At 51.4% G+C, this 15,387-nt stretch carries 11 protein-coding genes; 9 read left to right on the top strand and 2 right to left on the bottom strand.

The window, feature by feature from the left end:
* Positions 1 to 19: 19 nt before the first annotated feature.
* From Q7U76_06235 to Q7U76_06200, 8 genes are all read left to right on the top strand, one after another.
* On the top strand, positions 20 to 1,873 hold the full coding sequence (locus tag Q7U76_06235) for a carbamoyltransferase (GenBank protein MDO8355970.1): 1,854 nt from the start codon (positions 20 to 22) through the stop codon (positions 1,871 to 1,873).
* Between the two features lie 15 nt (positions 1,874 to 1,888).
* A complete protein-coding gene (locus tag Q7U76_06230; protein ID MDO8355969.1) occupies positions 1,889 to 2,284 on the top strand; it encodes an SxtJ family membrane protein in 396 nt (131 codons plus the stop codon).
* Positions 2,285 to 2,301: 17 nt separating this feature from the next.
* Complete coding sequence (locus Q7U76_06225; GenBank protein MDO8355968.1) at positions 2,302 to 2,454, top strand: DUF5989 family protein; 153 nt, start codon at positions 2,302 to 2,304, stop codon at positions 2,452 to 2,454.
* A gap of 14 nt (positions 2,455 to 2,468) precedes the next feature.
* Entirely contained in the window at positions 2,469 to 3,566 is a 1,098-nt protein-coding gene (locus tag Q7U76_06220; protein MDO8355967.1) for a GDSL-type esterase/lipase family protein, read from the top strand.
* Between the two features lie 120 nt (positions 3,567 to 3,686).
* Positions 3,687 to 4,724, top strand: a complete 1,038-nt coding sequence (locus Q7U76_06215) for an SGNH/GDSL hydrolase family protein (protein ID MDO8355966.1) — start codon at positions 3,687 to 3,689, stop codon at positions 4,722 to 4,724.
* Between the two features lie 192 nt (positions 4,725 to 4,916).
* A complete protein-coding gene (locus Q7U76_06210) occupies positions 4,917 to 5,810 on the top strand; it encodes a hypothetical protein (protein MDO8355965.1) in 894 nt (297 codons plus the stop codon).
* 56 nt (positions 5,811 to 5,866) lie between these two features.
* Complete coding sequence (locus Q7U76_06205) at positions 5,867 to 6,523, top strand: class I SAM-dependent methyltransferase (protein ID MDO8355964.1); 657 nt, start codon at positions 5,867 to 5,869, stop codon at positions 6,521 to 6,523.
* Between the two features lie 75 nt (positions 6,524 to 6,598).
* The gene (locus tag Q7U76_06200; GenBank protein ID MDO8355963.1) at positions 6,599 to 8,002 is read left to right on the top strand and encodes a right-handed parallel beta-helix repeat-containing protein; all 1,404 of its coding nucleotides are present in this window, start codon (positions 6,599 to 6,601) and stop codon (positions 8,000 to 8,002) included.
* 93 nt (positions 8,003 to 8,095) lie between these two features.
* Here Q7U76_06200 and Q7U76_06195 read toward each other — a convergent pair whose 3' ends face one another.
* Positions 8,096 to 9,607, bottom strand: a complete 1,512-nt coding sequence (locus Q7U76_06195; protein ID MDO8355962.1) for a hypothetical protein — start codon at positions 9,605 to 9,607, stop codon at positions 8,096 to 8,098.
* Between the two features lie 811 nt (positions 9,608 to 10,418).
* Positions 10,419 to 12,524, bottom strand: a complete 2,106-nt coding sequence (locus tag Q7U76_06190) for a choice-of-anchor D domain-containing protein (protein MDO8355961.1) — start codon at positions 12,522 to 12,524, stop codon at positions 10,419 to 10,421.
* A gap of 1,361 nt (positions 12,525 to 13,885) precedes the next feature.
* On the opposite strand from Q7U76_06190, the gene Q7U76_06185 reads away from it, so the two are divergent.
* Positions 13,886 to 15,187 carry a nucleotide sugar dehydrogenase gene (locus tag Q7U76_06185; protein ID MDO8355960.1) on the top strand — a complete coding sequence of 434 codons (1,302 nt, stop codon included), beginning with the start codon at positions 13,886 to 13,888 and terminating at the stop codon, positions 15,185 to 15,187.
* Positions 15,188 to 15,387: the final 200 nt, after the last annotated feature.

Below are 15,387 nucleotides of genomic sequence, written 5' to 3'. Positions count from 1 at the left end.
TCTAATAAGAGGCGGTATTATGCAAAGTGTCCATATCCTAGGAATCTCAGCCTTCTATCATGACAGCGCAGCTTGTCTCATTCGAGATGGGGAAATTATCGCGGCTGCGCAAGAAGAACGGTTTACGCGGAAGAAGCACGATCCTGGTTTCCCTCATGAAGCCGTCCAATATTGTCTCAAGGCGGGTAATATCTCACTGACGGATCTTAAGTATATCGTTTTCTACGATAAACCGTTGGTGAAGTTTGAGCGCCTGCTCGAAACCTATCTGGCTTTTGCGCCGAAGGGGCTACAGTCCTTTGTCGCTGCTATGCCCGTATGGCTGAAAGAAAAGCTTTTCCTGAGGAACCTTCTTGAGAAGGAGTTTCTTGCCTTGTCGCCTGAAGGAAAGAAGTCTGACTTGCCGCCGGTGTTATTTTCGGAGCATCACGAATCACATGCCGCGTCGGCATTCTATCCGTCTCCGTTTGATACGGCGGTTGTCCTTTGCATGGATGGAGTGGGGGAGTGGGCGACAACATCGGCTTGGCTCGGCGAAGGGCGTTCGTTGAAGCCCTTGTGGGAGCTTCCGTTTCCGCATTCGCTGGGTCTGTTGTACTCCGCATTTACCTACTACACAGGATTCAAGGTCAATTCAGGTGAATATAAGGTCATGGGGTTGGCTCCTTACGGCGAGCCCAAATATGTAAAGGCTATCTACGAACATTTGATTGACCTGAAGCCAGACGGCACCTTCAGGCTCAATATGGACTACTTCAACTACTGCACAGGTCTTACGATGACGGGGGGGAAGTTCGATGACGTCTTTGGAGGGCCGCCTCGAAAACCAGAAAGTAAACTGGGACAGCGAGAGATGGATCTTGCCCGATCGGTTCAGGAAGTCACAGAAGAAGTCATGCTCCGCGTGAGTCGTACGTTGCATCGTGAAACAGGTGTCGAGAATCTCTGCCTCGCAGGCGGTGTGGCGCTGAACTGTGTTGGTAATGGCCGTATTCTGCGGGAGGGGCCATTCAAGAGTCTATGGATTCAGCCTGCCGCTGGAGATGCCGGTGGGGCGCTTGGCGCCGCCCTCACGGCGTGGCATCAATACGATGAGCAGCCACGGCCTAGCCGTAACGGTAGTGACAGGATGAAGGGGAGTTATTTGGGCCCTTCATTTACAAACGAGGAAGTGGAAGAGTTTTTGAAGAAGCAGGCCGCTCCATATGTTCGGCTCAATGGCGATGAGTTGTTTAAGCGTGTTGCTGAGGAGCTTTCGGCTGAAAAAGTGGTTGGCTGGCTTCAGGGCAGAATGGAGTTTGGGCCTCGGTCACTTGGGGGACGAAGCATTCTTGGAGATGCCCGGAGCCCCAAGATGCAATCGGTGATGAACCTGAAGATCAAGTATCGAGAGTCTTTCAGGCCGTTTGCCCCTTCCGTTCTAAGAGAGCGGGTTTCGGAGTATTTTGATTTAAGCTCGGACAGTCCCTATATGCTGATTGTCGCTCCTGTTCTTGAGAAGAGGAGGATTCCTCTTCGGACAGAGGACAAATCATTGTGGGGTATCGACTTGCTCAATGTTCCGCGTTCCGACATGCCCGCCATCACCCATATCGATTATTCGGCCCGCATACAGACGGTCCATCATGAGACGAATCCGAGCTATTACAACTTGTTGAAAGCTTTTGAAGCGAAGACCGGCTACAGTGTACTTGTGAATACTTCTTTTAATGTGCGGGGCGAGCCGATTGTCTGTACGCCTGAAGATGCCTACCGCTGTTTTATGCGAACAGAAATGGATGTGCTCGTCCTGGAGAATTGTGTACTGCTGAAGACGGAGCAAAAGCCATTGGAGGGGGATACGGATTGGAAGAGGGAGTTTGAGTTAGATTAGGAAGGAAGCGATTTCATGATCCAGCAAGATAATACTAAAGAGCTTCGTATATTTGGACTAATGGTCGGAGGAATTTTCTCGATCATCGGATTGTGGCCAATCTTTGTCAGAGGAGATTCTCCAAGGATATGGGCGGTATCCGTCGGGGGGGTACTTGTCGGACTTGGGCTGGCTCTTCCGTCGAGTCTTAAGCACATCCATCGTATCTGGATGAAAATCGGGCATGTCCTTGGGTTTGTCAACACCAGGATCATTTTGGGAGTGATCTACTATGGGCTGATTACTCCCATGGGCGTGATCATGCGACTTTCCGGGAAGGATCCCATGCACCGGGTGCTAGTACCAGATGCCGATACCTATCGAGTAATACGTCCACCACGGTCTCGGTTTCACATGAAGAATCAGTTTTAGCCGAAGGAGGAATTGTGATGGGCGAGTTTGTGTTAGAGTTGTGGGCCTTCATGAAAGAGCGAAAGAAGTTCTGGTTGCTTCCGATCATTATGGTGCTGCTTCTTTTAGGCGCATTGATCGTTCTCACCCAGGGCTCTGCTGTCGCCCCATTCATCTATACCCTGTTCTAAAGGGATTTCTTCCCATGGGTAATCCCTTGCCGCGACGGTCTTTACAGGCATTTAGTTTGGTATTATTGATCGCCTCCACTTCTCTGTCAGTGGCTGTGGCCGAAGGCATCGCTCGTTTTTTCATTCAGTTACCTCAAGAGAGAATTTATCCGCAAGTCCGCTATCAGGCGCATGCGGTGCGTGGATTTACATTGCGTCCGAACCAAGTGGCCTATACTAAAGATCAGGCGGCAACTATAGACACGCTTGGTTTTCGCACGAGCAGTATGCCTGTGACCACTGGCATGGCATCGTTCCGGATTCTTGCCCTCGGTGATTCTTTTACGTTCGGTTATGGAGTGGCCGACCATGAAACATGGCCGTCTGTGCTTGAGCGACGACTTGGCTCAACATTTCAGGTCATTAATGCAGGGACAACCAGTTACAGCGTGTTTCATGAGCTCGATCTTCTGAAAGAGAAGGGGCTAGGGCTGAAGCCTCGAGTGGTCATTCATGGGCTGTACTGGAATGATCATATGATGAACCATCCACCTCGCCCAACCGATCCCCCACTCTTAACTGCCGATGGACATTTTGCTTGGGATGGAGATGATAATCCGGCAAGCGACGCTCCCTGGCTTCGTGCAGTTCGCTGGCTGAGGAATCATTCTGTGCTTGCCAATTCTGCGCTGACACAGGCCCGTCGCTATTTCACCCCGCCAGATTCTGGCGTTCATCTATACGATGTTGAATATCAAAAATTCTTAGCGGGGCAGTTAGTGCCGGAAGCGTGGCAAGCTGTCGATGATTTCTATCGGGATATAAAACAGTTGGGTGAAGAGTCTGGATTTAATGTCTACGTGGTCATTTTCCCGGTCCGTGATATCATCGCGATGCCGGACCCCGCCAACCATGTGTATCCTCGATTCATTCGTGAACTGCTGGATCGGCATGGCATTCCATACTTCGATGGTTTTGCTCTCTGGCAACAGGCACACCTAGGAGTAGATCTATTCCTCCCGTACGACGAACACCTTACGGCCGAAGGGTATCGCATCATTTCGGATGGAGTCGCAGCTAATTTATGTTCGGGTGCGTTACGGGAACGATTTCGGGAACCGTTGCCATGCTGATTTTTCAGGAAGTTATTGATTTCGGTGGGAAGAGCCGACACCAGTCGAGCTGTTCTCGCTTTACGGTCCGATGTTGTATGTCAGGCGTCGTTCTGAGTGCGAAAACCCAGGAGGGTAATATTGCAACCCGCCATTGACAGACCTAGCATTCGCAGAGAATGGGCGATACGCCTCCTGCTGATTTCCGTATCCTGCGTGGTTGCTGTGGTATTTGCCGAAGCGACGGTGCGAGTTTTCTTTCCGATCTCTGATGGACTTGAGAACGTCACGCTTGATGGGAAACCGATCAAGGGCTTCTTTGATCCTGGCAGTGTGTACCGACAGGTTGCTAATGAGTATGACGCACTCACGACCATTACGGATAAAGGACATCGAGTGCCAGGAGTTGAGGGGAATCCAGACACCGTATTCATTGGTGACTCCTTTACGTATGGGTTCGGTCTCAATGATGAAGAGACCTTTGCCTTAATTTACTGCAAGCAACAGCGCCGTGAGTGTGTGAACCTCGGTATACCCGGTAGTGGCACATTGAGGCAGGTTGAAAAGCTTGAGGCTTTCATAGAAAAATGGCACTGGAAGCCAAAAGAGGTGAAGCTGTTTTTTTTCGGCATGAGCGGTAGTTTTTCCGCTGGTAACGATTTTGTCGACAACTACGATCGGTATATACGGGAGCATTCGAGTCAAGCCGAGGTCGAGCAGAGAGTGCGAGATGGAACTCCAAGGGGAGGAGAGCCGCTTGGACTCACCGAACGCCTGATCAACTTGCAAGGTGCTATTCTGGAGCACTCAACCTTAATGCGTCTTGCTAAGTATCACTGGGGGCCGATGCTCAAGAGCCTTTTTGTGGTAGATCCCGGTAACGAACGCATGGCGTTGGCTTTAGCGGCGACCAGGGAGAGCCTCTCCAAGCTAGACGAGTTAAGCCGCCGAATTGGTTTTGACTATAGTATTTATCTTTTGGTCCCGGTGCAGGATATTATTCGAGGTACGTACGGAGAAACGTTGGCGACACTCAATGGAGTTGCACCAAAACCTGTTATAGCTACGGCACAGTTGTTCCTCGACTCACCTAAGGATTATTACTTTGCGTTCGATGGGCATTTTAACGCGAAGGGCAGTAAACGTATCGCAGAGTTCTTGATATTGAATGACCACTGACACGATGAACGCTGAGGGTGATTCTTGGGAATGAAGCGGGTTAGCTTGGTACGAACAATAGCGAGGACACTCGTTCTTATCTTCGTGGCCGTAGTAAGCGTGGCCGCCTATTTTCTATATCCTCCTGAGCCACGAGCAATCACGTTCCCGGGGGGCAAGCAATTTGCGTTTTCGATTGTCGATGATACGGATATGGCAACCCTTGAGCGAGTCAAGCCCCTCTATGAGCTGTTGTCTCGGTATGGAATTCGTACGACGAAAACAGTCTGGGTTTTAGAGTCCAACGAACTCGCTCATTCGCCGAACCGAGGCGATTCATTGCGCGATCCTGCATACCGTGCGTTTATTCTTGATCTGAAGAGTAAGGGGTTCGAAATCGCGTTGCACGGTGTTCGTGGCGGTAGTAGCGAGCGGACGGACATTATCAACGGCCTTGAGGAGTTTAGGGGGGTGATGGAGCAGTACCCCGCGATACATATCAATCACTCGCTTAATCGAGACAATGTCTACTGGGGTGAGCATCGGTGGTCGTTTGCCCTCTTTCGATGGGCCTATGCATTGGTAAGTAAACATGAGTTTTCCGGGCAGGATAGTATGTCGGCCTATTTCTGGGGTGATTTGGTCAAGCAGCGCATTCGGTACGTTAACCAGTTTACGTATGGCGACATAAACCTTCTTGCTGTCAATCCTTCGATGCCGTACCGGTTGGCAGATAAACCGTACGTCAATTACTGGTTCCCAACTGCAGATGGAGACAACCTTGACCGGTTCGACGAGCTTCTCCGGACCGAGAACCTCGATCGGCTTGAGCGAGAGGGCGGAGTCTGTTTAGTATACGTCCATATGGGGGCAGGCAGCTTCAATCGAGACGGTGGACCCGATCCAAGGTTCGAATCCCGCTTGAAAGACCTAGCCTCGCGCAATGGCTGGTTCGCGCCGGCATCGGAAATACTTGATTATTTGAGGGCGCAACCAGGCTGGAGGGCCGATTTGAGCTTTCGAGAGACAGTCCGACTTGAAATACTGTTTCTCTGGAATGCAACCCTTCGGGGTATCCTCCCTGCCCCCCCTCATCATACACACTAGGGGTATGCCGAAATTTCTGATGGTATTTTAAGCTAGATCACAATGGATTACATACGATGAGTACATCGTCGCCTTATTACAGAGGCTCTAGAGTAGAAGTAGCGAAATTTTTGCCGGAGCAATACGTAAAGGTCTTAGAGGTAGGATGTGGCGAAGGTGGCTTCCATAATAACTTACTGCAAGATAGTGAGCATTGGGGCATTGAGCCAGTTCACGCTGCATGCTGTATCGCCCGCGGTAAGTTACATAGGGTAATTGAGGCATCCTATCTAGAGGCTTTCGGCCAGCTCCCAGATAAGTATTTCGACATAGTCATATGCAACGATGTCATCGAGCACATGGTCGATCATGACGAGTTTTTTCGCACGATCAAACAGAAAATTAAGGAAGACGCCTGTCTCGTTGGCTCAATCCCAAATGTAAGGTATATAGGTAATTTAGCTAAATTACTGTTCAATGGAGATTGGAAGTATGAAGGCGAGGGAGTTCTTGATCGGACCCACCTCAGGTTCTTCACTCAAAAAAGCCTTATAAGATTATTCCGTGAAAATGGATTTGCAATTGAAGCGTTTGCTGGAATTAACGAGGTGGAGCCAGGACTGGCGTCGCCCCGAAAGTTTCTGAAGTACGTGTTAACTTTTATTTTTGGGCGAGACACTCGATTTCTGCAGTTCGGCTTTCGTATTAGATACATGGGGCCATCCGATAAATAGTGTCTACTATTGCAAGCGCAGCGCGCATCAGCATTCTCTCTTCGCGAACAGATCATTTACAAAGGAAGAGCAACTATGAAGCCGGATGTCGTAGGAGCTGGAAAGTATTGTGCTGTTCTTTTACTTGTGTTTCTGTGTGCGGTTGCACTTCCGCCCGGTGTTGACGCAAAAACGCTCTACGTGAATGGCGCCGTTGGCAATGATGCCGTGACCTATGCCAGTAACGCTGAAAATTCACCCTGGCGCACTATCGGGCGAGCAGCATGGGGGAGTGCGAGTTATGTTGTTCCTAATGGGAGTCAAGCGGCCCAAGCTGGTGATACTGTATTGATTGCGGCAGGGACCTACTGGGAAGGCGGGAGTACGGGAGGCGATCGTTTTACGGTGTCGCTCAATCCCGCTAATAGTGGGACGCCCGGGAGTCCCATCACGTTTCGCGGAGACGGGACAGTACATATCAGGCTCCTGGCGACATATCGCGGAGCCATGATTGGGTGTGCATCCCGTGACTACATAGTCTGGGATCATTTTGTGATCGATGACTACTACGGCGGTAGTAAGGAAGATACTGGGCCGGTGGTATTTTACCTCTCACATCATTGCGAACTCATCAATAGTGAGGTGATTGCACATCGCGGTTCCTACTACCACGATTATCCAATATTTGATGCGAACTATCGGGGCGTTAGTCTTGAGCCTGCCTATTTTACAACGATTCGGAATAATCGAATTCACGGCTTTACGGGAGCGTCCGGAGGTATCATGGCCTATGATAGCGATGATAGCCTCATTGAGCACAATGAAGTCTATAACTCAAAGATCTGTATTTATCTTAAGGGCATGCATGCTGGTCGTACAATGGCTCGCAATGTCATTCGACGTAATTATGTTCACGATTGCAATCGAGGCATCCAAACTGAGAGCGCACAGGATACGCTCATATCCCAGAATCTGGTTGTGAATAGCTCTCAATCAGGGTTCTATGCAGGGGCGTTGGGGGGGCCTACGCGTTCCCGGTTTATCAATAATACAGTCTATGGAAGTGTAGAGGGCAGCGTATCGATGGTCGCAACCTACATGAGGGATGTTGAGTTTCTGAACAACATTTTCGTTAATGCACCTGCCGCTTATTCTAGTTGGAATGTGGATAACCCTGGTCTTCATTCGTTTAGTGCCGACCGAAATTTATATTACAACCACCCTCGTCATGCCGATTACACGGGTGGGCCCGTTTCTTTCTCCCGAATGCAGCGCACCTACGGGAAAGATGTCAACTCGATTGATGGCAGCGATCCGCTGTTTGTCAATGTCTCGGTCGGCAACTTTCGGCTACAGAGGGGTTCTCCTGCGATCACCCTGGGCCGTGATGTATTGGATCTGAATAACAACGGGAGCACTCTCGATGCAATCCCGGCCGGTGCGTACATCACGGGGTCCGAGGCCATCGGTCTCCTTCCACAACCTCCGGTTCAGCGATGATCTGCGACGTATTTCGGGGTCGTCGCGTTTCACATACAGAGCTAATCTTGACGCCACAAGTTCTCTCTTGAGACTGTCCTGTTAGACAGTGTCCTACGGTGCTGTTAGTAGCAACTGTATTCCGACTGGTGTCGCAGGCGGTGTAAGGTCAGCGGTGCCGCCGGTGCTGCCGGAGATATCAACTCCGACCGTCTGACTTCCGCCATAGGCACCGAGTTCCCCACCCGTCGATGAGGCAGTTTTCAACGCATGCCCAGCGTTAATCCTGAAGTTGTTGTTTGCACGATCCATAAATGGGCTGGATGTCAACTTTTGGCTATTTGCATCTCGTCCATTAATTGCCGCTAACCAGGAGCTCATGGAGTTGTATTGGGTGCCGTTATATACGTAGGTCTCAGTTCCACCGTTCTTGTAGTAAGCGTTGTTACTCATTATGGCGGGGAGCGTGTTGCCGAGCGACACCTCATGTCCAAACGTTCCACTGTTGTTATCCACGATGTTGTTTGTGATGACGACGTTTGACGCGATCCCATTGTTCCGTGTGATGATTCCGCCCTCCGTGTTGATACTTGCTGCATCTACCTTTGCTACGGTCACATGATCAATGATGAGATTGCGTGCTGGGCTCGTTTCGCTCGACATTACCACGCCGCCACTCTGCGCGGTGTTGTAGCATAAGCTGTATTGGAGCGTCGTCGTGTTTACTGAGTCGAGGTCGTTGAACTGATAACACGAGGAGACATCCGACACGATGCCGTAACGGATAGTGCCGTAGTTGAAAGCGCCGCCTGCCGGCGCCGTCCCCTTGAGGAAGATCCCTCTCTGCGTATTTCTGATTTCAAAATGTTCAATCAGAAAATTTTGATCCCCGTATTGATCGCTAAAGAGGGCATTTTGAGGGGTTGTCGAGCCGGTACTATTGTTGATGAAGTCGTAAGTCCGGAAGTTACTGAGTACAGTATCTATGGCAGCATGTGGGCGATAGATAACCGCATTGCTGGCTATGGTGAGCGTTGCTCCCTTAATGACGAAATTCCTGAAATGTATCCCCCTCGCTGACTCCGGGCGTATGACTCCGGAGTCCTCCCTTACGTAGGCTTGCGCCATATCGACATAAAACCCGTCGAAGGTAATGTAGTTGCGCCCGTTGGCTCCATACATGGGAGCGCCAGTGCCTACCCCTATGCCATTTACGATGCTCGGTGCGCCCCCGTCATGTCGTAGCTCTGTGCGAAGTGGGTTTGTTTCCACGCTTGCCAGCGCCACCGCGGCATGCTTGGTGACATAAACAATCCGGCGATCGGAGGCACCGGAGTTGGTCGGGTTAAAGGCGGGAATGCGTGAGCTATTTGTGGTCGGTAGCCGAACGCTGATGCCTGGCAGTACTCCCACGACATCGCCGGCTACAGGTTGCGTTGCGCATTGGGACATATTCCAGGGGGCGCCCAATGTTCCCGATCCATTGCTGTTCAGTGCCCTGGTTGGATCGCAATAGTGATTCGGCGGGCCATAGGTGTTTTGGCGATAATCGCTCGGATCAAATGCCAATGCAGGCAGGGTATAGACACCGAGAATTAAACATACAAGCGGTAGTATTCGTCGCATCAGTTCACCTCCATCGATCTAGTATCTATTCAGGATATCCAGCGTCTTACTTGAAAGAGATCCCCTTCCTGGATCGGGTAGAGCTAGGGGTGGTTGTGTGGTTCTTGGTTTTGTGCCTATCGTTAGTTCAGGGGTGTTTTCCTTCACGGCATCGAGTACAGATTTGGGCGTAAGTACGGATTGCATGAGAAGGAAGCCATTTGTGCAACCTGTCTTTTCATATTCCGATAGAGCATGCGTAAGCAAAAGTAATGCCAGCGTGGCTATTGGCTGACTGCAACTCAAAGATCTATTTATTCGGCCAGTTACTCGGAAAGAATGACAGGATTGAATATTCATAAGATCTCAACGTACTGTAGGACCTTTCCTTCAATTGACCAATATCACCCAACGAGCAGTTTTCTCTTTCTGGATTCGGAAGTACCTTTCTTTCACCTTGATTAATTATCGAGAAGGTCGAGCCGAGTATATCTGGCCATGTAGGGCCAGTTGATAATTGTTGTTCGTTGCAATTTAATTGTGCCTCTGCCTCTTCTTGTTCCGATCCGATTTTACTAACTGAAAGCCATAGCAGTTTGTGGGTACGCAATACTTAGTGTGACCCCTGTCAGCTGCTGCATCGGTAATCATCTACATACCGTCGACCACGAGAGTCTCGCCTTTTGGTTCCTATGCCACCAGGGCCATTCGGTGTTTGAGTGCCAGCCTTCAGAGACTCCCTCATGTTCGCAGGGGGGGGCATCTCCCTGTCTGATAGAGTTCGGCTGGAGGCGGCCCCAACTTCACAGAGGGTAAAGCTCTCTGGCGCTTTCTATGGAATGTCAATCCTTGCTTCAGTTGAAAGCCCGCTTTCATTGCCTGCCGAATCGTAGGCCGTGACGGCAAAAAAGTATGTGGTGCTCGCCGAGAGCCCTGTCGCCTGATAGGAGAGCGTTCCCGCAGAGACTGTGGCGATGGCAGCGCCATATGCGCCTGATGCTGTTCTCCGATAGACCTTATATCCAGCCAAGTCTGGCTCTGTATTTGCGGCCCATGTCAATGTAACAGAATAGGTCGTGGGAGCACTGACCGTCAATGTGACGACAACTGTTCTTGATGTTGCCCCAGTGGCACTGACAGTAATGGTTCCATTATAGGTTCCGGCGGTAAGCCCCGTCGTATTCACCGCTGCTGTCAATGTACTACTGCTACTGCCAGATGGGGGCGTGACGCTTAGCCAGGAAGCGGTATCGCTCACGATCCAATTTGCGATTCCTCCGGTGTTTGTCAGCGTAACGGTTTGATTCGCCGGATTTGATCCGCCCTGTGTTGCTGTATAGGTCAGACTTGTTGGGCTCAAGCTGATACTGGGGGCTGCGGTAACGGTGAATGTTACGGGAACGGTTCTACTCGATGCTCCGGTCGCGCTCAGGGTGATATTTCCGGTATAGCTGCCGGCTGTTAGGATTCCCGTCGTCACGCTTACGGATACCGCACCATTTCCAGTGGCGGAGGAGGGTGAGGCTGCCAGCCAGGTGGTGTCGGGAGTTGCGCTCCAGCTCAAGGTTCCGCCACCGGTGTTACTGATATTCAGAGTTTGTGCGGCGGGGTTTCCTCCTCCTTGCTGAGCGGTAAAGGACAGGCTGGACGGGCTCATGCCAATTGTCGGTGGAGCCGCAACTGCAAAAGTTACGGGAACGGTAACCGAAGTGGCGCCAGTGGCCGCGATCGTTATCGTACCAGTATGGCTGCCCGCAGCCAGGCTGCCGGTCGCTGCGGTCAGGGTTACCGTTCCATTGCCTGTACCTGAGATTGGGGACGCTGTCAGCCAAGCGGCATTGTCGCTGACTGACCACGTCAATGTGCCACCGCCGGTGTTGCTAATGGTCAGAGTCTGGTTTGCTGGATTAACTCCACCCTGTGTCGCGGCAAAGGTCAGACTGGTCGGGCTTGCGCCAATCGCCGGCGGCACGGGGGCCGCTGTGACCGTAAGGCTGACAGGAATGGAAACTGAAGAGGCTCCAGTGGCGGAGAGTGTGATCGTTCCATTATGGGTTCCAGTGGCTAGCGCTCCTAGTAAGGCGGTAACGGTTACCGCGCCGTTGCCGGTTCCTGAGGCTGGTGCGACTGCCAGCCATGCTGCATCATCGCTGGCCGTCCACGTCAATGTGCCACCGCCGGTGTTGCTGATGGCTAGCGCCTGAGTTGCTGGGTTGGCGCCTCCTTGTTGTGCCGTAAACGACAGACTGAGCGGACTTGCTCCGATCGCTGGTGGTACCGGCGCTGCCGTGACGGTGAGCGCTACCGGGACGGTGACGGATGTTGCCCCTGGGGCAGAGAGTGTAATGAGAGCATTGTAGCTCCCTGCCGTCAGAGTGGTGGTATTCACTGTCAAAGTAGTAGTGCCGTTTCCGGTACCGGTGGTTGTCGACAACGTCAGCCAAGCGGCATTGTCGCTAGCGGTCCAGTTCAAGGTTCCGCCACCTGTGTTGCTGATCGTCAGGGTTTGGGTTGCCGGATTGGACCCCGCCTGTGCTGTGAAGGAGAAGCTTGCTGGACTTGCGCCAATCGCGGGAGCCATGGGAGTAGTGGTGACGGTAAATGAAACAGGGACAATGACCGGAGAGGCTCCGGTCGCGCTGAGCATCACGGTACCGCTATAACTTCCTGCTGTCAGGGCTCCGGTAGTTACGCTTACAGACACGGAGCCAGCTCCGGTCCCCGCAGAGGAACTGAGCGACATCCAGGCTGCGCTATCGCTCGCAGTCCAGCTCAAGATTCCACCACCGATATTGCTGATGGTTAAGGTCTGTGCGGCGGGATTGCTGCTTCCTTGCTGAGCTATAAAAGACAGACTGGTCGGACTTATTCCGATCGCGGGAACAACTGAAACTGCTGGGGCCGAAGGCGGTGCGATCAATTGGGCTAGTCTTGGCATCTCTGCGGCCAATCTACGCATTGTTCGCCCACCGGAACCTCTGGGGCCTGAGTTGCCCGGGTTAGCCGTGCTCGCAGCGGCCAGTGGGACAGATCCGGCCAACGCTGTGCCAGTTGCAATGGATCCGATGTTTGGCGTCGGAGCGGCGCTCATGGCCGCAAGAGGTATGGCTGCTCCGACGCTTCTGCTGAGCGTTGAGGGTTCTTTTGGTTGAGAAGTTGGGTTGTCGTTTTGTGGCGTCGATGAAATTGTGGGTAAGGAGGCTGATGGGGAGGGCTCGACGGACGCAATGGGATTGCTATCAGGCTTTCGAATCAGTCGGTGCGGTTTGCGAACTGTGGGTTGTGCATTCTTCTGTTCCAAGGATCTCATTGGGGATGGAGAGGCAGGGGGCATGTTATCGAGTCGGCGACTTTGAATACCTGTTCTGCTGGTTTCCTGGCTAGGTTGGCCTGTCAGCTGCTGGGCGGAGGCGGAGGACATGGGATGAAGCAGTAGCGGCGTGGCTACAACGCCAAATAGCATCATGAGAGTCAAATGTAATGGTTGGTGTATCGCTTGGCGCATGGTCTAGATCCTCCGTATTTCACTATCCGCCACTACGAGTATCGATCGAAGCGGATTTTATGCAGGCCCCAATGAGAGGCAGATGCCCCGACCATGGTAGGTCTGATTCGGGTATGCACTGCCAGTGGGGGAGGCTGAGCAAGAGCAGTGCCCTAGTTCGCATCTGTAGGTCTGGTGGCGTCTCAGCTTCAAATCAATTCAGTAAAACAAGGACTTGAGGTGTCTGCTTGGTAAAACTTTTGGTAGGGGAAGGCAAGGCCGGTGTAGGTGTGGAAGGTGGTCAGCTCCAAAGATTTGAACATATTACGCTACAGATTCACTATGAACTCTAAATAGCTGAAAGATATTAAGTTTATATATTATCATGGCGAGTTGTATCGTCGGAACTAGGCGAGAGTATGCAGCTTTTTGATGGTACAAGACAGTGTTCTTGCGCTGTTTGGCCAGGGGGATGAGGAGGGTAGTTTTGTTAGTAGCCGTTCATGATAGATGTGATTTGTGCTCCCACGTGGTTAGCAAGGGAAAGTGGCCAGCTCTTGCAATGTCTCATCAGGCGAAAAGGTGGTTGTCGGCGAGATCAAGTGTTGATGAGATGTAGCCCGGAGATGTTATCTCAATGCTCTCTTGAGTTTCTTGAGGAGTTGCTAAGATTATCGGCGGGAGTAAAAACGAAAAAGAAAAATCGATTGAACATGTTCCGACAACATGACCGGTTCCTAGCATAGATTCACTCGATTTCGTTGACGGAAGTCGGAGGTTCTGCCATTCTGATAAAAACTAATCGGAGAGGACTCATGGCTCAACAAAAAGAGACATCGCGAAAAATTGCAGTTGTAGGACTCGGCTATGTTGGTCTTCCTATTGCGGTCGCATTCGGGAAACGGCAGCATGTGATTGGTTTTGATATCAACAAGGCAAAGATTGCAGAGTTACAGAAGGGCCTTGACCGTACAGGTGAGGTGTCTGCTGCTGATCTGAAAGCGACGGACGTTCACTATACATTCCAGCCTAGTGATCTCAAGGCCGCAGATTTCATCATTGTGGCCGTCCCTACGCCGATTAATGAAGCTCTTCAGCCTGATTTGACGGCTCTTCGCAAATCATCTGAGCTCATAGGTGCCAATCTCTCACCTGGTTCGATTGTGGTCTACGAATCGACGGTCTATCCCGGCGCCACCGAGGAAGTGTGCCTTCCTATTTTAGAGAAAGTCTCCGGGATGAAAGCAGGTGTTGATTTTAAGATTGGGTATTCCCCAGAACGAATCAATCCGGGAGATAAGGAACATACGCTGGAGAGAATTATTAAGGTCGTGTCGGCCCAAGATGATGCATCGTTAGCGATTGTCGCCGAGACGTATGAACTTGTGGTTAAGGCGGGGATTCATCGGGCTTCCAGCATTAAGGTTGCTGAAGCGGCGAAGGTAATTGAAAATACCCAGCGAGATTTGAATATCGCGCTGATGAATGAGTTGGCACTCATCTTTCACCGACTTGGAATTGATACCAAGTCTGTACTGGATGCGGCAGGAACGAAGTGGAATTTCCTGAAGTTTACTCCGGGCCTCGTTGGCGGCCATTGTATTGGTGTAGACCCGTATTATCTGACTTCCAAGGCTGAATCAGTCGGTTATCATCCTCAAGTAATCCTAGCCGGTCGGCGTATCAACAACGGGATGGGGAAATTTATTGCGGAACAAACGATGAAGCTGCTCAGTCAACTTCCTCGGCCAGTCAACGATCTCAAGGTGGCAGTGTTAGGACTCACATTTAAGGAGAATGTGCCGGATCTGCGCAATAGCAAGGTCCCCGATATTATTCAGGAGTTGCGCGAGTATGGTGTTCAAGTACTTGTACATGATCCGATCGCCGAACCAGAGGAAGCGGTCGCAGAATACGGCATTCATCTCCAGCAGTGGGATGATTTGAAGAACGTCGATGGATTGATTGTTGCCGTGGCTCACCGTGCGTATGCCGAAATGAACTTGCAAGAATTGCTCAAGCCTCTTCGGGATCAGCGTGATGGGGTAGTGATTGATGTGAAGAGCCTACTTGATCGGGCGAAGCTCTCATCCTCGTTGAAGTACTGGCGCTTGTAGCATAATAGAGGGTGGTCGGTTCTGCCTGCCGACCCAGGAACCAGGGCCTTTCACCGGGGCCCTGGTTCTTCAGAGTTGGGGAAGTTGGCTTGGCCTCCCCGAGAACTCTTCAATCTAATACGTGCCAAGCACGGCCTCCCATATCTCACTGTCAGCAGAGTTTGTGAATCTCATTGCCCCACTCTATAGAGGCTGCTATA

It is taken from the genome of Nitrospirota bacterium (assembly GCA_030645475.1).
Lineage (GTDB): Bacteria > Nitrospirota > Nitrospiria > Nitrospirales > Nitrospiraceae > Palsa-1315.
This window is presented reverse-complemented; position numbering and strand designations above follow the sequence as displayed.

What these genes read in the sequence shown, in the direction of transcription:
- Q7U76_06235 (MDO8355970.1), top strand. Translation starts at nt 20, where the DNA reads ATGCAAAGTGTCCATATCCTAGGAATCTCAGCCTTCTATCATGACAGC.
- Q7U76_06230 (MDO8355969.1), top strand. Translation starts at nt 1,889, where the DNA reads ATGATCCAGCAAGATAATACTAAAGAGCTTCGTATATTTGGACTAATG.
- Q7U76_06225 (MDO8355968.1), top strand. Translation starts at nt 2,302, where the DNA reads ATGGGCGAGTTTGTGTTAGAGTTGTGGGCCTTCATGAAAGAGCGAAAG.
- Q7U76_06220 (MDO8355967.1), top strand. Translation starts at nt 2,469, where the DNA reads ATGGGTAATCCCTTGCCGCGACGGTCTTTACAGGCATTTAGTTTGGTA.
- Q7U76_06210 (MDO8355965.1), top strand. Translation starts at nt 4,917, where the DNA reads ATGGCAACCCTTGAGCGAGTCAAGCCCCTCTATGAGCTGTTGTCTCGG.
- Q7U76_06205 (MDO8355964.1), top strand. Translation starts at nt 5,867, where the DNA reads ATGAGTACATCGTCGCCTTATTACAGAGGCTCTAGAGTAGAAGTAGCG.
- Q7U76_06200 (MDO8355963.1), top strand. Translation starts at nt 6,599, where the DNA reads ATGAAGCCGGATGTCGTAGGAGCTGGAAAGTATTGTGCTGTTCTTTTA.
- Q7U76_06195 (MDO8355962.1), bottom strand. Translation starts at nt 9,607, where the DNA reads ATGCGACGAATACTACCGCTTGTATGTTTAATTCTCGGTGTCTATACC.
- Q7U76_06190 (MDO8355961.1), bottom strand. Translation starts at nt 12,524, where the DNA reads ATGCCAAGACTAGCCCAATTGATCGCACCGCCTTCGGCCCCAGCAGTT.
- Q7U76_06185 (MDO8355960.1), top strand. Translation starts at nt 13,886, where the DNA reads ATGGCTCAACAAAAAGAGACATCGCGAAAAATTGCAGTTGTAGGACTC.